Consider the following 21,611-nt stretch of genomic DNA (forward strand, 5'->3'; position numbering starts at 1 on the left):
GGCGTTGGGCGTCAGCCCATGTGCGGGTAGGTGTAGTCGGTCGGCGGGACCAGCGTCTCCTTGATGGCGCGGGTCAGGGTCCAGCGCGTCAGGTTCTGCGGGGCGCCGGCCTTGTCGTTGGTGCCGGAGGCGCGGCCGCCGCCGAAGGGCTGCTGGCCGACGACGGCGCCGGTCGACTTGTCGTTGATGTAGAAGTTGCCGGCCGCGTAGCGGAGCTTCTCCATCGTGTACGCGGCCGCCGCGCGGTCGCCCGAGATGACCGAGCCGGTCAGGGCGTAGTCGGACACCGACTCCATCTGGGTCAGCATCTCGTCGTACTTGTCGTCCTCGTAGACGTGCACGGCGAGGATCGGGCCGAAGTACTCGGTGGTGAACACCTCGTTCTCCGGGTCGGCGCACTCGATGACGGTCGGGCGGACGAAGTAGCCGACCGAGTCGTCGTAGGTGCCGCCCGCGACGATCGTGCAGGCCGGGTCGGACTTCGCGCGGTCGATGGCGGCCTTGTTCTTGGCGAAGGCGCGCTCGTCGATGACGGCGCCGATGAAGTTCGACAGGTCGGTGACGTCACCCATGGTGAGGTAGTCGACCTCGGCCGCGAACTCCTCCTTGAAGCCGTCGTTCCAGATGGACGCCGGGATGTACGCGCGGGAGGTCGCGGAGCACTTCTGGCCCTGGTACTCGAAGGCACCGCGGGTCAGGGCGGTCTTCAGGACCGCGCGGTCGGCGCTCGGGTGGGCGACGACGAAGTCCTTGCCGCCGGTCTCGCCGACCAGCCGCGGGTACGAGCGGTACTTCTCGATGTTGGTGCCGACCGTCTTCCACAGGTACTGGAAGGTCTTGGTCGAGCCGGTGAAGTGGATGCCGGCGAGGTCGCGGTGGTTCAGGGCCACCTCGGAGACCTCCAGGCCGTCACCGGTGACGAGGTTGATCACGCCCTTGGGCAGGCCCGCCTCCTCCAGCAGCTGCATCAGCAGCACGGCGGCGTGGGTCTGCGTCGGGGACGGCTTCCACACGACGACGTTGCCCATGAGGGCCGGGGCCGTCGGCAGGTTGCCCGCGATCGCCGTGAAGTTGAACGGGGTGATCGCGTAGACGAAGCCCTCCAGCGGGCGGTGGTCCAGGCGGTTCCACACGCCCGGGGAGTTCGCCGGGGGCTGCTCGGCCAGGATCTGGCGGGCGTAGTGGACGTTGAACCGCCAGAAGTCGACCAGCTCGCAGGGCGTGTCGATCTCGGCCTGCTGGGCGGTCTTGGACTGGCCCAGCATGGTGGAGGCGGCCAGGGTCTCGCGCCACGGGCCGGCCAGCAGCTCGGCGGCGCGCAGGATGATCGCCGCGCGGTTGTCGAAGGACATCGCGCGCCAGGCCGGCGCGGCGGCCAGGGCCGCGTCGATGGCGTCCTGGGCGTCCTGCTTGGTGGCGTTGCGGTAGGTGCCGAGAACGGCCTTGTGGTTGTGCGGCTGGACGACCTGGAAGGCCTCGCCGCCGCCCATCCGCTTCTCGCCGCCGATGGTGCACGGCAGGTCGATCGGGTTCTCGGCCAGCTCCTTGAGCTTGACCTCCAGGCGGGCGCGCTCGGGCGAGCCGGGGGCGTAGCCGTGCACCGGCTCGTTGACGGGGGTGGGGACCTGGGTCACAGCGTCCATGAGATCCGTAACTCCTTGAACTTGAGCGGGTGGTGGGGCTCAGCCCTTGCTGACCATCGAGCGCAGGAAGAAGCGCAGGTTCGCGGGCTTCTCCGCCAGGCGGCGCATGAAGTAGCCGTACCAGTCGGTGCCGTAGGCGGTGTAGACGCGCATCCGGTGGCCCTCGGCGGCCAGCCGCAGGTGCTCCTCGCTGCGGATGCCGTACAGCATCTGGAACTCGTACTCGTCGAGCTTGCGCCCGGCGCGCCGGGCCAGCTCCTGGGCGATGGAGATCAGGCGCGGGTCGTGGGACCCGATCATCGGGTACCCCTCGCCCTCCATCAGGATCTTCAGGATGCGTACGTACGCCTTGTCGATCTCCTGCTTCTGCTGGTAGGCGACCTCGGCGGGCTCCTTGTACGCGCCCTTCACGATCCGCACGCGGCTGCCGTTCGCGGCGAGGCGGCGGGCGTCGGCCTCGGTGCGGAAGAGGTAGGCCTGGATGACGCAGCCGGTCTGCGGGAAGTCCTTCCGCAGCTCGTCGTGGATGGCGAACATCGAGTCGAGGGTGGTGTGGTCCTCGGCGTCGAGCGTGACCGTGGTGCCGATGGCGGCGGCGGCCTCGACGACCGGGCGGACGTTCTTCAGCGCCAGCTCGTGACCGCCGGGGAATGTAGGGGCGGGCCCGGAGGGCCCTTCGAACAGGGCGGTGGTGGGCGACGGGAGGGACTGCCCGAACATGGACAGCTTCACCGACATCTCGACCTTCTCGCCGAGCTCGAGCGGCTTGATCCGCTCGATCAGCTCCAGGTAGGCGTCGCGGGCGGCGGTGGCCTGCTCCGGGGTGGTGATGTCCTCGCCGACGACGTCCATCGTCAGCTCCAGGCCCTTGGCCGTGAGCTCCTCGACGATCGGCACGATCTCGTCGACGGTCTCGCCGGGAATGAAGCGGTCGACGACCTGTTTCGTCCCCGGGGCCGCCGAGATCAGGCGTCGCATCCGGTCGCTGCGCGACGCGGCGAGAATCACGGGACCCAGCACGGGGCACCTCCACATACAACCAACCATCGGCCGATACCCGACGTTTCAGGTACGGCACGGAGAACCACCGTGAAACCTAAGGATCCCTCCGATCGTCTGCCACGGACAGCTGTCACGCATCCGTGCAACAGATCTCAGACAGATGTATGAGGGCCGGACGGAAATGGGGGACAATGCCCCGGTGACGTCGGATTACAAAGGTGACTACCAGGAGCTGGTCGACGAGATCTCCGAGCTTCTGGGCGCCCCGGCGACGCTGGAGAACCGCGACTTCGAGCTGATCGCCTTCGGGGCCTACGACAGCGAGGGCGAGCTGGACGCCTCGGCACTGGACCCGGTGCGCACCCGCTCGATCCTCACCCGGCGCTCCACCGCCGCCGTGCGGGCCTGGTTCGAGGGCTTCGGCATCACCCGGGCGACCGCACCGGTCCGGATCCCGCCGACGCCGGAGGCCGGGGTGTACCGGGGGCGGATCTGCCTGCCGGTACGCCATCGGGGTGTCGTCCTCGGCTACGTCTGGCTGCTGGAGGACGAGCCCGGCCCCACCGAGGCGCAGCTGACGGCCGCCATGCAGGTGACCGGGCGGATCGGGGCGCTGCTCGCCGACGAGGCGCAGCACGGTGCCGACCTCACCCGGGAGCTGCGGGCGGTGCTGACCGCGGAGCGGGGCTGGCAGCGCGACATGGCGGTGGCCGCCCTGCGCACCGCGCTGGGCCCGCGCGGGGACGGTCCGCACGCGGTGGTGTGCGTGGCGCCGTGGCCGTCGCCGGACCCGGACGACGCGCCGTCGGCGCGGGCGGTTCCGCACACGACCGCCCTGTGCACGGTGCCCTGGGGCACCACCGGGCAGAGCCTCGCGGCGCTGGTGCGGCTGCGCTCGACGGACTCCGCCACACCGGCCCTGAACACGGCGTCCCGGCTGCTGCGGGAGGGCGCCCGCGCGGCCGGCGTGAGCGAGCCCCGCGCCGGGCTCGCCGACCTGGGCACCTCCTGGCAGGAGGCCTCGGCCGCCGCCCGCGCCGCGCTGGCCGAGCCCCGGCTCGGTCCGGTCGCCGAGTGGGCGCGCGTCGGCCCGTACCGCCTGCTCACCGCGCTCCCTCCGGAGGCCGCCCACGATCCGGCGGTCACCCCGCTGCTCTCCCCCGCCCACCACGAGCTGGCCCGTACCGCGGAGACCTACCTGGACTGCGCGGGCCAGGCCGGCCGCACCGCCGCCGAGCTGGGCATCCACCGGCAGACCCTCTACTACCGGCTGTCCCGGGTGGAGCAGCTGACGGGACTGGACCTGGACGACGGGGAGGACCGGCTGCTGCTGCACATGGCGCTGAAGGGGGCGCGGCTGTAGGGGCCGGCTGGCTTGAATGCATCGGTCTGGCGCAAAACAGACCATCGATTTCCTTCACTTCGCTACGCAAGCGGCAATTCAGGCGTTGCCCCCATTCCGCCGCCAGCCGTTATCGCCGGTGAGATTGCTCACCCACCTCTTACCTGTGCGGGTCTTGAAGATCCACTTCTCGTTGTGATCATCTGTGTCCGCGCTGACGGAGTGCCGATACCCGGTCACTTGCGGTCAGTCGTCCCGAAGCTGGTCGGCCGGCGGAAATACCGTCGGTCATTTCTGCGAAAGGGAGAGGTACATGTCCGACAACACCAGTGCGGTCCTGTCCGCCATCGACAGCGACAAGAACCTGCGTTCGGCTGTCATCCGGCACCTCGCCACGACCCACGCCCACGAATTCGTCGGCCCGCTGCGCGCGGAGTTCCGCGGCAACGACGACATCGCCCTGGCGTCGGTCAACTCCAACAAGGAGTGGCAGGAGTAACACCAGGTCCGGCCGGGTCTCGGAAGAGATCCGGCCGGCTGTTGCCGGTTGCACACCCTCGACCGAACGGCGGTAGGTTCTTGCGTACCCTTTCTCCCGGCGTGACGCAGAGACTCCTGTTGCGCGATGACAGAGAAGCCCGCACAGAGTTGCTGCTCCGTCTGCTCTACTCGAAAAGCTCCGCGGAGTTGGTCGCCGACGCGCTGAAGGATCCCTCCGGGAAAGTCTGCGAGGCGACGGCGTCCGTTCTGTCGACCGTGGATTTCCATGCCCTGACCGTCGAGCGAGCGGCCCGGCTGCGCAATTTGAACCGCCATCTCCAGCGCACCTGCCCGCCGCTGTGGGAATGCCTCGGCAAGGAAAGCATCACACCCCTGGTCGAGGCGTACGCGGATTCCGATGCCTTCTGGCAGAGCGCCGGCCGCACCCTTTTCGAGAATTTCTGTCTGTTCGCCCACGGAGCCGTGGTGGAGCGCTCCCGGCTGCTCGCGGACGTCTTCCAGCTCTTCGGGCTCGTGAGCCGCTTCTCCGCCCCCGAGCTGATCGCGCCGCCCGAGGACGTGTGCGCCTGCACCACCGGCATCCCGGGAGAAGGCATGGATCTGACGAAGGCCGCCTTCTCCCCCTGGGACGACGGCGGACTGCTTCCCCCGGACGTCCCGGGCGCCCTCCAGGCCGAGGCGTTCCGTTCGGCGTGGCGGCTGGTGGACGAGCGCGGGAGGCTGCCGCGCTCCCTGGACCCCGAAGCCCTCGGCGAACCCGGTGACTACCAGATCGTCGTCGCCGCCTTCCCCGGCCGCAAGGTTTCCGCCGCGGCCCTTCCGCTCTGAGGCAGGTGCGCATGAGGAACGAGAAGCAGGTGCGCGTGAGGAACGAGAAGACGGACGCCGTCGGCCGACTCGGCTTCGGACTCGACTGGCAGTACCGCGACAGCTACCCGCAGAAGATGCCGGACCTGTGCGCCAGGTACGCCGGCCGGCTCAGCCATCTGTCCTGTGTCTCCCTGCCCAGCGCCGCCGACGCGCAGACCTTCATGGACGAGTGTGCCGGGGACCTGCCCGTGGTGCACCACCTGCCCGGGGTGGCCCCCGCCGCGCCCGGCGGCCCCAACATGGAGCTGTTCACCCGTCTCGAGACGGTGAGCGACGTCCTGGGCGCCGTCTGGACCTGCGAGGACATCGGCCTGTGGTCGATCGGCCCGTACCCGCTGCCGTACTTCACCCCACCGCTCTTCGAGCGCGAGGTCGCCGACCACGTCGTGGACGGCATCCGCCGGATGCGGGAGGTGAGCCGCTACCCGTTCGTGCCGGAGATCCCGTCCTGCACCCTCGCGGTCGGCCGCATGGGCCTCGGCGAGTTCTTCCACCGCGTCACCGACGGCGCCGACTGCGATCTGCTGCTGGACGTCGCCCACGTGTTCTCGTACGCCGTCGCCGTACGGCAGCCCTACGAGGACGTCCTGCGGTCGCTGCCGCTGGACCGGGTGGTGGAGATCCACGTGGCGGGCGGCTACATCGACCCGACCTTCGACAACCGGTACCTGGACACCCACAGCCACGCGGTCACGCCCGCCGTCATCGACCTGCTCCAGGAAGCGGTCGCCAACGCGCCGCGGCTGCGCGCCGTCACCTACGAGATCGGGGTGGGACTCGGCGCCGAGGAACTGGACAGCGACTTCGAGCGCATCGAGGGACTGCTGGCCGAGATCGACTGGACGCCGACCATCGCCCGCCCCGCCGGACTCGCCCCGGCAGGTACCGCATGACGGACGCACCGCAGCCCGCCACGCCGCCCTGGGCCGTGCTGAGCGGGGAACCCGACCGGGGCGCCGGACTCGGCGCGGGCGTACGGGTCCTGGTCGTCTCCGACGGCACCCCGGCGCCCGGCGACGCGGCGGCCGACCCGCACACGGAGCGGGTCGCCGAACTGTGCCGGCAGCTGGCCGGCCGGGCCGAGATCGGCTACGCCTCGGCCGCCCGGCTCAAGGCCCGCACCCTCGCCGCCGATCTGCGCGACATGGTCACGGCGGACGGCGGCTGGGACATCGTGGCCATGCCCTGGTCGTCGCCGGAGCGCGACGCCGAACGACTCGGGGTCCGGCGGGCCTTCGAGGAGGTGGCCCGCGACCCGGACATGCCGCTGTTCGTCGCGGCCGCCGGGCACGACGGACCGGGACGGCTGAGGTTCCCGGCCTCCTGCCCCTCCGTGCTGGCCGTCGGCGTCGGCTCCGACGACGGCGAACCGGCGGCGTACTGCGGCACGGACGGCCTGGGCCGCAAACCGCAGCTGCTCGTCCCGGACACCCTGTACGCCACCCGCTCGTCGGCCGGCCCCGACCCCATGCGCGGCACCTCGGCCGCCGTCGGCGTCGTCGCCGGACTCGCCGCCGCACTGGCCGGGCGGCTGGGCGGCGACGGGCGCCGCGTTCCCTCCGCGCGGCTGCGCGCCGCGCTGCTGGCCTCGGCCGGGTTGGGCGGAACACTGGTGAACACGCCGCTGCTGCGGCAGCCGGGCGCCGATGCCCCGGGACCGTCCGGCTTTGAACTGCCCCGCACGGCCGACCGGCTGCGGCTGCGCGTCACGACCGGCGGCACCGCCGTGCGGATCGCGGTCGCGGCCCCGGGCCCGGACGAGGTCGTCAGCGGGGACACCGACCCGCTGTGGCTGCCCCGCGCCGCCGAGCTGTCCGTGACCGCCGCGGGCGCCGGCACCACCCGGCGGGCCACCGGGGCCGGCTGGCTGGTGCTCGACCTCCCGCCCGGCACCGGGAGCGAGACCGTGATCACCGTCTCCTGCCCCGAACCGGTCACCGCCTTCGTGTCCGTCGGCGGCGCCGACGCCGTGGAGCGGATCGACGCTCCCCGCGACGAGGGCCGGACCGACGCTCCCCGCGACGAGTCCCGCGAGACCGCCCCGGCGGCGCGGGCCGGCACGGGCGGGCCCGTCATCCTCGGCCTGTCGGCCAGCCATGACGCCTCCGCCTGCCTGCTCCGCGACGGCGTCCCGCAGGTCGCCGTGCAGCAGGAACGGGTCACCCGGCGCAAACACGACGGCGTCGGTCACCTCGCCTCCCGGGCGGCGGCCGACTACTGCCTCGGCTCGGCCGGCCTGAGCGCGGACGACGTGGACGTCTTCGCCTTCAACGCGCAGCCCCTGCTGCCGGGTTACGTGGGACTGTCGGTACCGTCCGCCGCACAGGGCTTCGACCTGTTCGACCCGTTCGACGAACGCGCCGTCTACGTCTCGCACCACCTCGCGCACGCCTTCTCCGCGTTCTGGGGCTCGCCGTTCGAGGAGGCGGTGGTCGCCGTCTGCGACGGCTCCGGCGGTTCCGTGCTGGGCGCCGACGACCTCCTGACCGACGGACCCGGACTGCGCGCGTACCTGGCCCAGGAGACCGGGGACCGGCTGCCGCGCATCCATGTCTTCTCCGTCTACCACTTCCACCGCGACGGCTACCGGCTGCTGTTCCGCGAGTACGCCGACTCCTTCAACGTCCGCGTCGGCTCCTCCTCGATCGGCGAGACCTACGCGGCCGTGAGCCAGTACGTCTTCGGCGACTGGCAGGAGGGCAGCGGCAAGCTGATGGGCCTCGCGCCCTGGGGCAAGCCCGGCAACGCCGGGCCCAGCCTCCTGGAGCCGGGCCCCGACGGCCTGCCCCGCTTCCGCGGCGACTGGAAGGACGCCTACCGCGCCCCCGGCACCGGCGGTCCGCTGGACCACGCCGACCTCGCGGCCCGGATCCAGGCCGACCTCGAAGAGGCGCTGGTGGCCCGCATGCGGTACGCCATGTCCCTGGTGCCCGGCTGCGGCAATCTCGCCTACGCCGGAGGCGTCGCCCTCAACTCCGTGGCCAACGACCGCATCGCCCGGGAGAGCGGAGCCGACCGCCTCTTCGTGTTCCCCGCGGCGAGCGACGCCGGGGTGTCCCTGGGCGCCGCGGCCGCCGCGCACTTCCGGCTCACCGGCTCCACCCGCCGTGAACAGGGGCCGTACGACGACTACCTGGGCCACCCGTACACCCAGGACGACCACGACGCGGCCATCCGGCTGGTCGGTGACCGGGTGGTCGCCGAACCGCTGTCGCCGGCGGACGTCGCGGACCGGATCGCCGCGGGCGAGGTCATCGGCTGGTTCCAGGGCGGCTCGGAGTTCGGGCCGCGCGCGCTGGGACACCGGTCGGTGCTGGCCGACGCCCGCAGCCGCGACACCTGGGACTTCATCAACGCCCACATCAAGTTCCGGGAGGACTTCCGCCCACTGGCGCCGATCGTGCCCGAGGAGGTCGCCGCCGAGTACTTCGACCTGGACGAGCCGTCACCGCACATGCTGCGGGTCGTCCCGGTCCGCGAGAAGTACCGCGAGCGGCTCGCGGCCGTCACCCACGTCGACGGCACGGCCCGCGTGCAGACCGTCTCCCGGGCCGCCAACCCCCGCATCCACGAGCTGCTGCACCTCGTCGGCGAACGCACCGGCTTCCCGGTCATGGTGAACACGTCGCTCAACCGGCGCGGCGAACCCATGATCGAGACGCCCGGACAGGCCCTCGACATGCTGCTGGGCACCCGGCTGAGCGCCTTGGTGCTCGGCGACCGGCTGGTCCGCCGCGCCCCCGAGCACGAGGCACCGCTCTCCCTGCGCTCCGCCCTCGCCCTCGCCCCGGGCGTACGGCTGCGGTGGGAACAGGACGCCGAGGGCAGCCGGCTGCGGATCACCGGCGGGGCCGAACCGGCCGGCCTCGACCTGCCGAGGTGGGCGTTCACCGCCCTGTCCCGGGCCGAGCCCGGCCGTCCCCTCGGCTCCTACCTGCCGGCCTGCCTCGACGGCACGCAGATCGACACCGACACGGCACTGGCGTTCCTGACCGCGCTCCGCGCCCGCTGCCTGCTGGTGGTCACCCGGGAGACACCGCATGACTGACCTGGACAACAGCCCCGTGCCGCACGCCCTGGCGTGGCTGGAGACCACGACCGACGACCCCGCCATGCTGCCGTGCGGCACCTCGCACCGGTCGGTGCCGGCCGCCGAGGCCATCGCCCGCGTGTGGCCGCTGCGCCACCGGCTCGGCATCAGCCGGGTCACGGACCTCACGCCGCTCGACATCGTGGGCATCCCCGTCTTCAGCGTCACGCGGCCGAACGCCCGCACCGGCCAGATCACCCTCTGCCAGGGCAAGGGCAACGAGCCGTCGGAGGCCCTGGCCTCGGCGCTGTTCGAGGCGCTGGAGCGGCACTGCGGCTCCGTCGCCCGCCCCACCCTGACGGCCGCCCCGGCCGAGCTGCGAGCCGCCGGGCACGCCCATCTGGACGGAGCGGACCTGGGTCTGACCGAGCTGCCCGACCGGCCGCTGGAGTGGATCCGGGGCCGTGACAGCAGGGACGGCAGCCCCGTGCTGCTGCCGGCCGCCGAGGTGCTCTTCCCGTACACCGCGCCGCCCGGCTGCCTGCGGCCCGTACGCCCGAGCACCACGGGTCTGGCCTCCGGCGCCACCCTCAGCGAGGCGGTGCTGCACGCCCTCTACGAGGTCGTCGAACGGGACGCCACCTCCCGTTACCTCCAGGGCGGGCCGGGCCGTCTGGTCCCCCTCGACACGATCACCGGGCCCGCCGAGTCGGAGCTGCTGCTCAAGTACGCCAAGGCCGAGATCGACACCGTCGTCGTCGATCTCACGCACACGACCGTCCTGCCCACCTTCGCGGTGTTCCTGTCCGACCCCGGCGCCGCCCAGGCCCACCTGGCGGTCTCCGGCTTCGGGGCGCACCCCAACGCGGGCGTCGCCCTGCGCCGGGCCCTGACCGAAGCCGCCCAGGCCCGCGCCACCGCGATCCAGGGCAGCCGGGAGGACCTCGACCGCGTCGCCGACGTCTACCGCGCGGACCCCGCCGAGCAGCGGGCGGCGTTCCTGCACCGCGCCCTGCGGGCCAAGGCGGAGGGCGTCACGGACTTCCGCACACTCCCCGACCCGCCGCCGCGCTCGACGCGCGCCACCCTGCGGCACGTGGCCGCCCTGCTGGAGGACAGCGGCTACGACCGGGTCGTCCACACCGACTTGACCGTCCCCGAGCTCGGCCTGCCCGTCGCCCACGTCATGGTGCCCGGCATGGTCGACTCCGTCGTAGACCCCTTCAGGAGCCGTCGTGTGGCCCATCAGCACGTCCAGGCCTAGGCCCGTCGTCTTCGGCGCGGCATCGGTGCGTTCGCTGGATCCCGCCCTGCTGGCGGCGGTCGACCTGCGGCCCCCCGTACGCCGCGGGGACCTGCTGCCGCTGCTCGATGACAAGCCCGGCACCGTGGTCCTCGTCGACGGCCTGTTCGGCGGCACGATGGCCGTGACGCCGACCGAGTGCCGTCAGCTGCTGGACTCCGGCTGGACCGTGGTCGGCTGCTCCAGCATGGGGGCGCTGCGGGCGGCGGACCTGTGGCCGCTCGGCGCCATCGGCATCGGCGACATCTTCACGCTGTACCGGCTGGGCACCCTGACCTCCGACGCCGACGTGGCCGTCGCCCTCGACCCCGACGACGGCTACCGCGAACTGACCGTGTGCACGGTGCACGTACGGGCCGTGCTGGCGGCCGCCGTCGAGTCGGGCCTGCTCACCCCCGCCCGGCGGGCCCAGCTCGCCCGCGCCGCCGAGGACATCCACTGGACGCAGCGGTCCTGGGCGGCCTGCCGGGCGGCCTGGAGCGACCTGGGGACCGGCTCCACGGTGCTCTCCGCGCTCCTGCGGCTCGGCCGGGAACCACGGCTGCACCCCAAGGTGCGCGACGCCGACGCCGCCCTGCGCGCGGTGCTGGCGAGCGACTGGCTCGGCGACGAGATCGCCGGAGTGCGCCGCTGCCCGGCCTGTCAGGAGCCCCTCGCCGCGGGCGTGCTGTTCTGCCCCACCTGCGTCTCCGAGGCGCACGAGACCTGCCTGTGAGGCCCCGCCCGCCGTACGGCGGGTCCGGCAACGGGTACGAAGGGACGAAGGGAACCACCAGGGATGCTCACATCGATGGCCCGCCGGCTCGGCCTGCGCACCACCGGGCCGACCGAGCGGAGGCTGCTGACCACCGTCGCGGTCGACGCGACGGGCGGCGGCCTGTTCCTGGCCGGTGCGACGCTGTTCTACTCGCGGGTGGCCGGGCTGACCGCCGGACAGATCGGCGTCGGACTCTCCGTGCTGGGCATCGTCGCGCTGGCCGCGACGGTGCCCAACGGCCTGCTGGTCGACCGGATCGGTCCGCGGCACGCCCTGATCGTGCTGCATCTGTGGCGCGGGGTGTGGTGCTGCGCGCTGGCCTTCGTGCACTCCTTCTGGCAGTTCCTCGCCGTGCTGGTGCTGCTGGGGCTGGCGGAGCACGCCGGCATGCCCGCCCTCCAGGCGTACGTGGGGTCCGCGTTCGGTGACGACGAACGCGTCGGCGTCATGGCCCGGGTGCAGGTGCTGAAGAACACCGGTTTTCTGGTGGGCGCGCTGCTGGCGGCGGTGGCCGTGGGCAGCGGCGCGGACGCGGGCTACCAGGCGCTGCTGCTGGGCGACGGGGTGTCGTTCTTCGTCGCCGCCGTACTGATGACGACCGTCCGCAACGTGGGCGGCAGGCGGAAGAAGGGCGAGCGGCACTCGCCCGTCGCGCCGTTGAAGAACCTCCGGTTCCTCGCGCTGACCTGCTGCAACGGTGTGCTCCAGCTGAACCTCTCGGTGCTGGTGATCGGCATGCCGCTGTGGGTGACCCGGGCCACCGAGGCGCCCGAGGCGGTGGCGCCGCTGCTGATCGCGGTCAACACCGTGATCGCGATCTCGCTTCAGGTCCCCCTGAGCCGGGGCGCCGAGACGGTGTCCGGCGCCGGCCGCCACATGCGCCGGGCGGGGCTTTCCTTCGCCCTGATGTGCGGAACGCTGGTGCTGGCGTCGTGGACGCCGTCCGTCCCCGCCGCCGCGCTCATGGTGGCGTCCGTCGTCCTGCACACCCTGGGCGAGATCTGGCACGCCTCGGGCGGCTGGGGGCTGCAGTTCGCGCTGTCCCCCGAGGCCGAGCGCGGCAACTACGCCGCGGCGTACAGCCTGGGGCCGACCGCGGAGGGGATGGTCGGGCCGTCCCTGATCGCCGGCGGCGTGGTGGCCGCGGGCTCGGCCGGCTGGACGGCCCTTGCGGTGCTGTTCCTGGCCGCCGGGCTGGGCGCGCACGCCGTCGCGCGGCGGGCCGCCGCGCCGCCCGCCGCGGCGACCGCCCCGGCCGCGGTCAGCTCGACGGCGGACCGTCGTGCAGAATCCGCTGGAACAGGCGGTGATCCCGCCATTCCCCGTTGATGTGCAGATAGCGCGGGGCCATACCGATCGGCTCGAAGCCGTTCTTCTCCAGCACGCGCTGTGACGGGGCGTTGTCGAGCAGCGTGGTCGCCTCGATGCGGTGCAGCCCGACGACGTCCCGGGCCACCCGGCACACGCTCGCCACGCCGGCGGTGGCCAGGCCCCGGTTCCGCCGGCCCGCGGCCACCCAATAGCCGAGATACGCGCTGCAGAAAGGCCCGAATGCCATTCCGGAGAGCGTGATGGTGCCGACGATGGTTCCTTCGCTCTCGAACACCCACGGCACGACGCGCTGTTCCGCGAACTGCCGCAATTGGTCGTCGATACGCCGGGCCTGACCCTCGACGGTGAAAAAGCTGTCCGGACGGCGCGGTTCCCAGGGAGCCAGGTATTCCCGGTTCAGGACATACGCGGAATACAGCGCCTCCGCGTCGTCGGCGGTCACGAGCCGCAACCGGACACCGTCGGACAGCAGTTCGGGAGGAATGATCATCCGGTCACTGTAGCGCGCTCAACAGGTGGGCATCGACGAGGGCTTGGCACAGTTCCAGCCGCTCTCGCTCGTCCAGTGCGAAGGACAGTTCCTCGGGTGTGAATTCCGTACGTCCCGCGATAAACCGCATGGCTTTCTCGTGACCGTCGGGCATGGCAACGGAGCGGCGGCCGAGCACCGCGTACAGACGACGCGTCGCGGGCTGCGCGAAGAGCGCGCACGGCACCGTCCGCCGCCGCCGCAGCGGCGTCGTGTCCAGTACACCCAGCACGCCCAGCGACGAGTCCGTCTCGAAGGCGCCCGGGATCCGGTCCGTGAGCTGGGCCAGGAAGGTGCGTGCATGGGCCGACCGCAGCTGCTCGGGCTCCTGCCGCGCGAGCCCCGCCCGGACGTCGGCCAGGAACGACTCCGCCGCCTCCTCGAGCACGCCGTCGTCGTGCAGCCACCCGGCCGGCAGCTCGGCGTCCAGCAGCTCGGCGGGGAGGCTGTCCTCGACGAGCCGGGTCAGTGTGGTGCGCAGGACCTCGCGCCAGGAGTTGGACTCGATGCTGATGGTCACGTGTCCCGACCGGGCGCTGAGCGTCTGCGCCCGGTGCGGTGTGCCCTTCGGCAGATACAGCACGTCACCGGGGCGCAGCAGCAGCTCGCGGGTCTGAGCGGGGTCGGTGTTCCCGCTCTCGTGCCGCCGCTCCCACGGGGTGGCGCCGACGTGCCACTGCTTCTCGCCGAAGGCCTGGAGCACGAAGACGTCGTGCGGATCGGTGTGCAGGTCGAAGCCCTGGGACGAGACCGGCGTGAGATAGATGTTGGCCCGGCACCGCCGGCCCAGGGCCAGCTCCAGGGCGCGGCAGAACTCGGTCAGCGGCGGGTGGTACCAGTGCGCGGACTGCAGGATCAGGGTCGCCCCGCCGCGCACGGCGGCGGTCACCTCCGCCGCGCTGGCGACCCCGCGGGTGAGCATCTCGAGGATGTGCTCGTTCTCCGTCATCTCATGGTCGACGGGCCGCGGATAGATCTCCCGCATCGACCTGAGATACGCGCTGCGCGGCAGAATCTCCCCCTGCCGCACCAGCCGGATCACGTCGGAACGCAGCAGTGGCTGACTGGAGAGCAGCCGGTCTATGTCGTGCACGCTGATGAGGTCACTGGCGGGTATACCACCCGTGGTGAGATGTACTCGTTTCCCCATGACATCGGCGGTGAAAGCTTTCTCGTCACCAGTGCAGCGGCGGAGTTCCGCAGCGCCGACCGGAAGCATTCGAGCGGCCTCGTCCACCGTCTCCGCGCCGCCCAGCACCGGGACCAACGGATCCTTTTCCTGTCGCAGTGCCGCGGTGTTGACGATCTGGATATCCGGTGCGTTTCGATCGCTGATGATCATGGCGTTGACCCTACCCCGGCGCTGTTTTACCCACCAGCCCTCCTCCGTCCAATTCCCGCCGCCATTCCGCCGGTTGAACGGTGAATTCCGCGCCCATCGCGGACAATGCGACACCTCCGGCCCCACACGTGAAGCCGGGTACGCCCCGCACGTGAAGCCGGGGACGCCCTGAGGGCCGGCGCCGGGCCGGGCGACGACGCACGCCGAGCCGACCAGGTTCTGAAAACGATTGTCATCATGCTAGGTTCGTTACACGCTCAACCTTTGACCACCCCATTACCCGGAGTGTCCCGTGCGCGTCCCCGCCCGCCTGCTGCCCCTCACCGCGGCCATAGCGGCCCCCGCCCTGCTCACCGGCTGCTTCGCCTCCACCGGCAGCGGCGGCGGCGACGCCGAGGGCAAGCGCATCCGCGTGGCCATGATGCAGCCCCCGCGCTCGGGCCTGTCCCCGCTCTCCGACGACGCGTTCAAGCTGTCCCGCTGGTCGACCGCCGAGACCCTGGTGACGCTGGACGCGGACGGCGACGCCGAGCCGGCGCTCGCGACCGAGTGGCGGCAGAACGGCAGGACCTGGACGTTCACCCTCCGGGACGGCGTGACGTTCCACGACGGCACCAAGCTGACCGCCGAGGCCGTCGTCAACTCCCTCACCGAGGCCGCCGAGGCCGCTCCCAAGCCCCGTATCCTCGACGGCGTCGAGCTGACCGCTAAGGCCGACGGCGACAAGGTCCTGGTCACCACCGCCACCGAGGACCCGCTGGTCCCGCAGCGGCTCAGCTCCCCGCAGCTGTCGATCCTCGCGGCGAAGGCCTACGCGGGGAAGACCGTGAACCCGGTCGGCGCGGGCACCGGCCCCTTCGAGCTGACGAAGGTGAACGGCACCTCCTCCGCCACCCTGGACCGCTACGACGACTACTGGGGCGGCGAGGCCAAGGCCCCCGGCATCGACGTGACGTTCGTGCCCGACGGCACCGCCCGCGCCGCCGCCCTGCGCAGCGGCGAGGCCGACATCGTCGAGGCGGTGCCGGTGTCCCAGGCCGCGCTGCTCGACCAGGACCTGGTCACCGAGGTCCCGATGCCGCGCACCAACACCCTCTACCTGAACACCGAGAAGGGCGTCTTCCAGGACCCCGCGCTGCGCGCCGCCGCCCGCGAGGCCATCGACGCCGAGTCGATCGTGAAGGGTGTCTACGAGGGGCGCGCCGACGTCGCCAAGGGACTGCTCGGCCCGGCCCTGCCGTGGGCGGACGGGCTGCGCACGCCGGTGAAGCGCGCCAAGGCCGGTGACCCGGACGGCAAGAGCATCACCATCGGCACCTTCACCGACCGCGCCGAGCTGCCCGAGGTCGCCGCGGCGCTGCAACAGCAGCTCCAGAAGGCCGGGTTCAAGGTGAAGCTGGACGTGCGCGAGTACGCCAACATCGAATCCGACGCGCTCGCGGGCGAGTTCGACGCGTTCATCCTCTCCCGGGCCACGGTCCTCGACTCCGGCGACCCGGCCGCCTACCTCTACAGCGACTTCGCCTCCGACGGCTCCTTCAACATCGCGCAGCTCGCCGACCCGAGCGTCGACAAGGCCCTCGGCAAGGCCGCCGAGACCGCGACCGGCGAGGCCCGCCGCAAGGCCGTCATCGCCGCCGAGGCCGCCGTCCTCGGCACCGACGCGGCCGTGCCGATGCTCCACGAGCGGGTCATCCAGGGCGACGCCGCCGGCGTGGTGGACGCCGCCCACGACCCGCGCGAGCGGGAGCTGGTGACCGCCGACACCTACGTCAAGTGAAGGCTTCCGCAAGGCGGTTGACGGGTCCGGCCGGGCTGACCCGCCTCGTCTGCCTGGCCGCCGTCGTCGCCGCCGTGGGCCTGCTGCCCTGGCTGTCCGGCCGGGACCCCGCGCTGACCGTGCTGCGGGCACGCTCCGCCGAGCAGGAGCCGACCAAGGAGGCCCTGGACGCCGTACGACGCGATCTCGGGCTGGACGCCGGGCCGCTCGCCCTGCTCGGGGACTGGGCCGCCGGGCTGCTGCGCGGCGACCTCGGCACCTCCTGGGTGTCGGGCACCGAGGTGCTGCCCTCGGTGACGGCCGGGCTCCAGGTGTCGCTGGGCCTGATGGGCGCGGCCCTCGGTATCGCGGTCCTGCTGGCCGCCGCGCTGGTGGCACCGGTGCTGGTGCGCGGCCGGGGTTCGGCGGGCGGCTTCGCCGCGATGCTGGCCGCCGTACCGGAGTTCCTGCTGGCCACCGTGGCGCTGCTGGTGTGCGGAGTGTGGCTGGGCTGGCTGCCGACCTCCGGCTGGCAGGGGCCGGAGTACATGATCCTTCCCGCGCTCGCCCTCGGCGTCCCCGGGGGCGGGCTGCTCGGCCGGCTGGTCGCCGACGCGCTGCCCGCCGTGCTGGACGAGCGGTGGGTGGAGCTGTGGCGCGGCGCGGGAGTCGGTCGTACGAGGATCTCGGCGGCGGCCCTCAGGCGCGTACTCCCGCCGCTGGTCCCGCAGTTCGGCATGGCGGCGGTCGGGCTGACCGGCGGCGCTGTCGCGGTGGAGCAGGTGTTCGCGGTGCCGGGCATCGGCCGTACGGCACTGGGCGCGGCCAAGTCGCAGGACCTGCCGCTGCTCCAGGGCGCCGTGCTGGCGCTGCTGCTGCTCGGCCTGCTCACCGGCGTGCTGGCGGCACTGGTCCGGGGCCGGCTGCTCGGCCCCGCGCTGCGCGACGCCGCACTGGCGCTGCCCCCGGCGCGCCCGGTCCGTAGCCACCCGGCGATCCCGTCGACGCTGTTCGCCGTGCTCGCGGTGACCATCGGCTGGGGCCTGCTGCGCGACCCGTACGCGGTCGACACCACCGCCCGGCTGCGGCCCCCGTCCCTCGCGCACCCGCTCGGCACGGACGGGCTCGGCCGCGACGTACTGGCCCGGCTGGGGCACGGCGCCACGTCCACGATCGGTACGGCGGCCGCGGTCTGCCTGGTGGGCCTGCTGGTCGCCCTCGCCCTCGGGTTCCTGCCCGCCGTGGCGTCGGGCGCCTCGGACGTCGCCAACGCGCTGCCCCCGGTGATCGCCGGCATCCTGGTCGCGGCGGTGGTCGGCCCCGGCACCGGCGGGGCGGCCCTCGCCGTGGCCCTGCTCTCCTGGCCCGCGCTGTCGGCCCACGCGGCGGCCCTGGTGCAGGAGACCCGCGCCTCGGCGTTCCTGACCGCGCAGCGGGCCATCGGCGCGACCCCGTGGTGGATCCTCACCCGGCACGTGCTGCCGTCGGTGGCCGCGCCGGTCGCCCGGCACGCCCTGCTGCGCCTGCCCGGCATCGCCCTCGCCCTGGCCTCCCTGGGCTTCCTGGGCCTGGGCGCCCAGCCGCCCGCCCCCGAGTGGGGCCTGCTGCTCGACGAGTCCCGCGCCTACGTCGAACGCGCCCCCTGGGCCGCCCTCGCCCCGGCCGTCGCGCTGGCGCTGCTGGCGGCGCTGGCGGTGTCGGGAGCCGCGTACGCGCAGGGGCGACGGACCGCACGTGTGAAGGAGGCACCCGCCGGTGTCCGATGACGTAGTGCTCTCGGTACGCGACCTGCGCGTCGCCTTCGCCGGGGTGGAGGTCGTCCGCGGCCTCTCCTTCGACGTACGCGAGGGCGAAGTGCTCGCCGTGGTGGGCGAGTCGGGCGCGGGCAAGTCCCTGACCGCGCGGGCCCTGCTCGGCATGCTGCCGCGCGAGGCTGTGGCGGCCGGGACCGTGGAGCCGGACCTCTCGTCCGAGCGCGGCCGCCGGATCGCCCTCGTCCCGCAGGACGCCCTTTCCGCGCTCTCCCCCGTGCACCCGGTGGGCGACCAGCTCGCGGCCGCCGTACGGTCGGTGCGCCGGGTCTCCCGCGCCGAGGCGCGGGCGCTCGCGGTGGCCGCGCTCGACCGGGTGGGCATCCCGGACGCCGCCCGCCGGGCACGGGCGTACCCGCACGAGTACTCCGGCGGCATGCGGCAGCGGGCGGTCATCGCGATGGCCACGGTGAACGAGCCGGACGTCCTCGTCGCAGACGAGCCCACCACCGCCCTCGACCCCGACCGCCAGGAGCAGGTGCTGCGTGTCCTGGCCGAGCAGCGGGAAGCCGTCGGGGCGGCGCTGGTCCTCGTCACCCACGACCTGGACGCGGTACGGCGGCACGCGGACCGCGTGCTGGTCCTGTACGCGGGCCGGGCGACGGAACTCGGCCCGGTGGCCGAGGTCCTGACCCGCCCACGCGCCCCGTACACGGCGGGCCTGCTGGCCTCGCTCCCCCCGGAGGACGGCCCCCGACGCCACCGCCTCCCCACCCTGCCGGGCACCCCGCCCGCACCGGGCGCCCTGCCCCCGGGCTGCGCCTTCGCCCCGCGCTGCCCGCTCGCGACGGAGGTGTGCCGCACGGCGGAGCCGGAGCTCCGCGCGCTGGACGGGCGGCTGGTGGCCTGCCATCGCGCGGAGGATGTCCCGCACCCGGCAGTCGAGTTGTTCGAGTCGCCTGAGTCGTCCGAGTCGTCCGAGGAGAGGGAGAGGGTATGACCGAGCCGTTGCTCGACGTCCGCGACCTGGTCGTCCGCTACGGCGCGGTGACGGCCGTCGACGGGATCTCCTTCACCCTGGCCCCCGGCGAGACCCTGGCCCTGAACGGCCCCTCCGGCTGCGGCAAGTCGTCCACGGCGACGGCCGTACTCCAACTGCGCCGCCCGGACGCGGGCGAGGTCCGCTTCGAGGCCCGGGAGCTGACGAGGTTGACGGAGCGCGAACTGCGCCCCCTGCGCCCCCGCATGCAGCCGGTCTTCCAGGACCCCTACGGCTCCCTGAGCCCCCGCCACCGCATCCGCGACGCGGTGGCGGAACCCCTGAAGGTGCAGGGCCGCTGGACCGCCGCCGACGGCCCCGCCCGGGTCGCCGAACTCCTCGACCGGGTTGGCCTGGACCCGTCGTACGGCGACCGCCGCCCGCACGAACTCTCCGGCGGCCAGTGCCAACGCGCCGGCATCGCCCGCGCCCTCGCCTCCGAGCCACGCCTGCTGGTCCTCGACGAGCCGGTGTCCGCCCTGGACCCGTCCGTGCGGGCCGGAGTGCTGAACCTCCTCGCGGACCTCCAGGACGAGCTGGGCCTCGGCTATCTGTTCATCTGCCACGACCAGGCGGTCGTACGGCACTTCGCTGATCGGGTGCTGGAGATGCGGGACGGGCGGGTCATTTCCGGGTAGCGGCATCGATCACCCGGCGGAGGCCTTCGGTGAGCTGCTCCGCGGTGGGCGCGGTCTTGGGGTCGAAGGTCCACTGGGCGATAAGGCCCGTCATGAGGGTCACGTAGAACATGCCGAGGGTGTCGGCGGTCTCGTCCGAGACATCCTCTTCGCGCCCGCCCATGAGCATCGGCAGGAACCCGCGCCCGGCCTCCCGCTGTGCCCGCGCCAAGTGGTCCCGAACCTCCGGCAGTTGGTCGCCCATGGCCACGATCTCCACGCTGAGACGCCAGAGCGATCCCGGCTCCCGCATGGTGCTGATGACGTTCGACCACACCTCATGGAAGCGTTCGAGCGAACCGGGCTCGGCCCTCATGGCAGTCCCGTCCCCCTCGAAGGCGTCACCCATCTCCTCGACCAGCGACACGTACGCCTGCGCCAGCAGCGCGTCCTTCGAGCCGTAGTGGTAGCCGATCGACGCCAGATTGGTCCCCGACTCCTTGACGATGTCGCGCGCGGTCGTGCGCACGAACCCCTTCGCCAGCAGGCACCGCTTGGCGCGCACCACGCCCCCACCCGCCCGCGCCGGCCGCCGCGAATGGACCGCCCTCGCGTCCTGATGCTCCCGCTGCTGGTCTCGATGGACGTCTCGGTCCTCTACTTCGCGATCCCGGCGATCAGTGCGGACCTGGAGCCGAGCGGCACGCAGCAGCTGTGGATCTTCGACATCTACGGTTTCGTGGCGATCGGCGTGTGGTCCGGCGTGATGACGGCGGGCATCGCGCTCGGCTCGGTGATGAGCGGGCTGCTCGTCGAGCACTTCTGGTGGGGCTCGGTCTTCCTGGTCAACCTGCCCGCGATGCTGCTGCTGATGGTCCTGGGCCCGGTCCTGCTGCCCGAGTCGAGGAGCCCCGAGCCCGGCCGCTTCGACTGGCTGAGCGTCCCGCTGTCGATGGCGGCGGTCCTCCCCGTGATCTACGGACTGAAGGAGATCGCCGCCGAGGGCTGGAACGTGCGGTACGTGATGTCGGTGACGGTCGGTCTGCTCTTCGCCGCGCTCTTCGTCCACCGCCAGCGGACGGCGGCGTCACCGCTGATCTCGCCGGAGCTGTTCAGGGGCCGCGGTTTCAGCCCGGCCGTCGTCCTGAACCTCGTCGCCGCCTTCGGCATGATGGGCTCGGCCTACTTCACCACCCAGTACATCCAGTCGGTCCTGGGCAAGAGCCCCCTGGAGGCCGCGCTGTGGAGTCTGCTGCCGTCGGTGCCCATCGGGCTCGCGGCCCCGGTCAGCGCACAGCTCGTGCAGCGGGGTGCCCCCAGGGCACGTGGTCGCCGGAGGTTTCGCGGTCACCGCGTGCGGCTATGTGATGCTGGCCCTGACCGGCACGGACTCCCTCTGGCTGCTGCTGGCCGCGTGCGCGGTCCTGGCCTGCGGGGTCGTCGCCGCCCTGTCCCAGCTGGCCGACCTGGCTCTGAGCACCGCCCCGGTGGAGAAGGCGGGGGCCGCTTCGTCCCTGCTGGAGACCGGCACGGAGTTCGGCGGCGCGCTGAGCATGGCGTTCCTCGGCTCCATCGGCACGGCGATCTACCGCCAGGAGATGCCGGCGTCGGCACCGGACGTGGCCCGCGAGACGCTGGGGGTGCATTGGCGGTCGCCGATCAGGTCCCGGGACTGGCCGCCGCCGCGCGGGAGGCGTTCATCAGCGGGATGCAGGGGGCGGCGATCGCTGGGGCGGTGCTGCTGACGGGGGCGGCGGTGACGCTGCGGCGGGTGGGGTGCGCAAGGAACAGCGC

18 protein-coding genes and 1 pseudogene are annotated in these 21,611 nt (G+C 72.6%); 14 read left to right on the forward strand and 5 right to left on the reverse strand.

All coding sequences use genetic code 11. The annotated features are described in order from the left end of the window. Positions 1–11 precede the first annotated feature (11 nt). Both pruA and ACZ42A_RS22275 read right to left on the reverse strand, forming a co-directional pair. Entirely contained in the window at positions 12–1,643 is a 1,632-nt protein-coding gene (gene pruA, locus ACZ42A_RS22270) for an L-glutamate gamma-semialdehyde dehydrogenase (RefSeq protein WP_468528982.1), read from the reverse strand. 39 nt (positions 1,644–1,682) lie between these two features. Continuing rightward, the gene (locus ACZ42A_RS22275) at positions 1,683–2,663 is read right to left on the reverse strand and encodes a proline dehydrogenase family protein (protein ID WP_468528983.1); all 981 of its coding nucleotides are present in this window, start codon (positions 2,661–2,663) and stop codon (positions 1,683–1,685) included. Between the two features lie 163 nt (positions 2,664–2,826). Between ACZ42A_RS22275 and ACZ42A_RS22280 the strand changes: the two genes are divergently transcribed. The 8 genes from ACZ42A_RS22280 (at position 2,827) to ACZ42A_RS22315 (ending at position 12,777) form a co-directional block, all read left to right on the forward strand. Further along, positions 2,827–4,008: a PucR family transcriptional regulator gene (locus tag ACZ42A_RS22280; RefSeq protein ID WP_468528984.1), complete on the forward strand. Its 1,182-nt coding sequence runs from the start codon at positions 2,827–2,829 to the stop codon at positions 4,006–4,008. A 292-nt stretch (positions 4,009–4,300) separates the two neighbouring features. Next, entirely contained in the window at positions 4,301–4,486 is a 186-nt protein-coding gene (locus ACZ42A_RS22285) for a hypothetical protein (protein ID WP_468528985.1), read from the forward strand. A gap of 101 nt (positions 4,487–4,587) precedes the next feature. Further along, positions 4,588–5,316, forward strand: coding sequence for a hypothetical protein (locus tag ACZ42A_RS22290; protein WP_468528986.1), 729 nt, complete (start codon positions 4,588–4,590; stop codon positions 5,314–5,316). 11 nt (positions 5,317–5,327) lie between these two features. Beyond that, positions 5,328–6,251: a multinuclear nonheme iron-dependent oxidase gene (locus ACZ42A_RS22295; protein WP_468528987.1), complete on the forward strand. Its 924-nt coding sequence runs from the start codon at positions 5,328–5,330 to the stop codon at positions 6,249–6,251. After that, positions 6,248–9,406: a carbamoyltransferase C-terminal domain-containing protein gene (locus ACZ42A_RS22300; protein ID WP_468528988.1), complete on the forward strand. Its 3,159-nt coding sequence runs from the start codon at positions 6,248–6,250 to the stop codon at positions 9,404–9,406. Before ACZ42A_RS22295 ends, ACZ42A_RS22300 begins: the two co-directional genes overlap by 4 nt. Next, on the forward strand, positions 9,399–10,652 hold the full coding sequence (locus ACZ42A_RS22305; RefSeq protein ID WP_468528989.1) for a YcaO-like family protein: 1,254 nt from the start codon (positions 9,399–9,401) through the stop codon (positions 10,650–10,652). The genes ACZ42A_RS22300 and ACZ42A_RS22305 overlap by 8 nt, the downstream gene beginning before the upstream one ends. Then, complete coding sequence (locus tag ACZ42A_RS22310) at positions 10,624–11,406, forward strand: TfuA-like protein (protein WP_468528990.1); 783 nt, start codon at positions 10,624–10,626, stop codon at positions 11,404–11,406. Before ACZ42A_RS22305 ends, ACZ42A_RS22310 begins: the two co-directional genes overlap by 29 nt. Before the next feature lie 63 nt (positions 11,407–11,469). Then, complete coding sequence (locus ACZ42A_RS22315; RefSeq protein ID WP_468528991.1) at positions 11,470–12,777, forward strand: MFS transporter; 1,308 nt, start codon at positions 11,470–11,472, stop codon at positions 12,775–12,777. Here ACZ42A_RS22315 and ACZ42A_RS22320 read toward each other — a convergent pair. Continuing rightward, positions 12,710–13,270, reverse strand: a complete 561-nt coding sequence (locus ACZ42A_RS22320) for a GNAT family N-acetyltransferase (RefSeq protein WP_468528992.1) — start codon at positions 13,268–13,270, stop codon at positions 12,710–12,712. The two genes, ACZ42A_RS22315 and ACZ42A_RS22320, sit on opposite strands and share 68 nt — an antisense overlap. 4 nt (positions 13,271–13,274) lie before the next feature. Next, positions 13,275–14,402: a JmjC domain-containing protein gene (locus ACZ42A_RS22325; protein ID WP_468528993.1), complete on the reverse strand. Its 1,128-nt coding sequence runs from the start codon at positions 14,400–14,402 to the stop codon at positions 13,275–13,277. Positions 14,403–14,441: 39 nt separating this feature from the next. On the opposite strand from ACZ42A_RS22325, the gene ACZ42A_RS22330 reads away from it, so the two are divergent. The 5 genes from ACZ42A_RS22330 to ACZ42A_RS22350 all read left to right on the forward strand — a co-directional run bounded on the left by ACZ42A_RS22330 (position 14,442) and on the right by ACZ42A_RS22350 (position 19,838). Continuing rightward, positions 14,442–14,735 carry a hypothetical protein gene (locus ACZ42A_RS22330; RefSeq protein WP_468528994.1) on the forward strand — a complete coding sequence of 98 codons (294 nt, stop codon included), beginning with the start codon at positions 14,442–14,444 and terminating at the stop codon, positions 14,733–14,735. A 208-nt stretch (positions 14,736–14,943) separates the two neighbouring features. Then, positions 14,944–16,431: an ABC transporter substrate-binding protein gene (locus ACZ42A_RS22335; protein ID WP_468528995.1), complete on the forward strand. Its 1,488-nt coding sequence runs from the start codon at positions 14,944–14,946 to the stop codon at positions 16,429–16,431. Continuing rightward, the gene (locus tag ACZ42A_RS22340; protein ID WP_468528996.1) at positions 16,428–18,176 is read left to right on the forward strand and encodes an ABC transporter permease subunit; all 1,749 of its coding nucleotides are present in this window, start codon (positions 16,428–16,430) and stop codon (positions 18,174–18,176) included. The genes ACZ42A_RS22335 and ACZ42A_RS22340 overlap by 4 nt, the downstream gene beginning before the upstream one ends. Next, positions 18,166–19,161 carry an ABC transporter ATP-binding protein gene (locus ACZ42A_RS22345; protein ID WP_468528997.1) on the forward strand — a complete coding sequence of 332 codons (996 nt, stop codon included), beginning with the start codon at positions 18,166–18,168 and terminating at the stop codon, positions 19,159–19,161. Before ACZ42A_RS22340 ends, ACZ42A_RS22345 begins: the two co-directional genes overlap by 11 nt. Further along, positions 19,158–19,838 (forward strand): ATP-binding cassette domain-containing protein, encoded by a 681-nt coding sequence (locus ACZ42A_RS22350; RefSeq protein WP_468528998.1) that lies wholly within the window; start codon positions 19,158–19,160, stop codon positions 19,836–19,838. Before ACZ42A_RS22345 ends, ACZ42A_RS22350 begins: the two co-directional genes overlap by 4 nt. On the opposite strand, the gene ACZ42A_RS22355 is transcribed toward ACZ42A_RS22350, so the two are convergent. After that, positions 19,825–20,385, reverse strand: coding sequence for a TetR/AcrR family transcriptional regulator (locus tag ACZ42A_RS22355; protein ID WP_468528999.1), 561 nt, complete (start codon positions 20,383–20,385; stop codon positions 19,825–19,827). The genes ACZ42A_RS22350 and ACZ42A_RS22355 overlap by 14 nt on opposite strands. Between ACZ42A_RS22355 and ACZ42A_RS22360 the strand changes: the two are divergent. Further along, positions 20,324–21,606, forward strand: a pseudogene (locus tag ACZ42A_RS22360) (MFS transporter); the annotation flags it as partial. The gene ACZ42A_RS22355 and the pseudogene ACZ42A_RS22360 sit on opposite strands and share 62 nt — an antisense overlap. Between the last annotated feature and the right edge of the window lie 5 nt (positions 21,607–21,611).

The organism is Streptomyces sp. NPDC030838 (assembly GCF_055572035.1).

Bases quoted from the DNA above. Each gene is read 5' to 3' on its own strand.
- pruA (WP_468528982.1), bottom strand. From the start codon at position 1,643: ATGGACGCTGTGACCCAGGTCCCCACCCCCGTCAACGAGCCGGTGCAC.
- ACZ42A_RS22285 (WP_468528985.1), top strand. From the start codon at position 4,301: ATGTCCGACAACACCAGTGCGGTCCTGTCCGCCATCGACAGCGACAAG.
- ACZ42A_RS22350 (WP_468528998.1), top strand. From the start codon at position 19,158: ATGACCGAGCCGTTGCTCGACGTCCGCGACCTGGTCGTCCGCTACGGC.
- ACZ42A_RS22295 (WP_468528987.1), top strand. From the start codon at position 5,328: ATGAGGAACGAGAAGCAGGTGCGCGTGAGGAACGAGAAGACGGACGCC.
- ACZ42A_RS22280 (WP_468528984.1), top strand. From the start codon at position 2,827: ATGGGGGACAATGCCCCGGTGACGTCGGATTACAAAGGTGACTACCAG.
- ACZ42A_RS22315 (WP_468528991.1), top strand. From the start codon at position 11,470: ATGCTCACATCGATGGCCCGCCGGCTCGGCCTGCGCACCACCGGGCCG.
- ACZ42A_RS22330 (WP_468528994.1), top strand. From the start codon at position 14,442: ATGTACTCGTTTCCCCATGACATCGGCGGTGAAAGCTTTCTCGTCACC.
- ACZ42A_RS22320 (WP_468528992.1), bottom strand. From the start codon at position 13,270: ATGATCATTCCTCCCGAACTGCTGTCCGACGGTGTCCGGTTGCGGCTC.
- ACZ42A_RS22300 (WP_468528988.1), top strand. From the start codon at position 6,248: ATGACGGACGCACCGCAGCCCGCCACGCCGCCCTGGGCCGTGCTGAGC.
- ACZ42A_RS22305 (WP_468528989.1), top strand. From the start codon at position 9,399: ATGACTGACCTGGACAACAGCCCCGTGCCGCACGCCCTGGCGTGGCTG.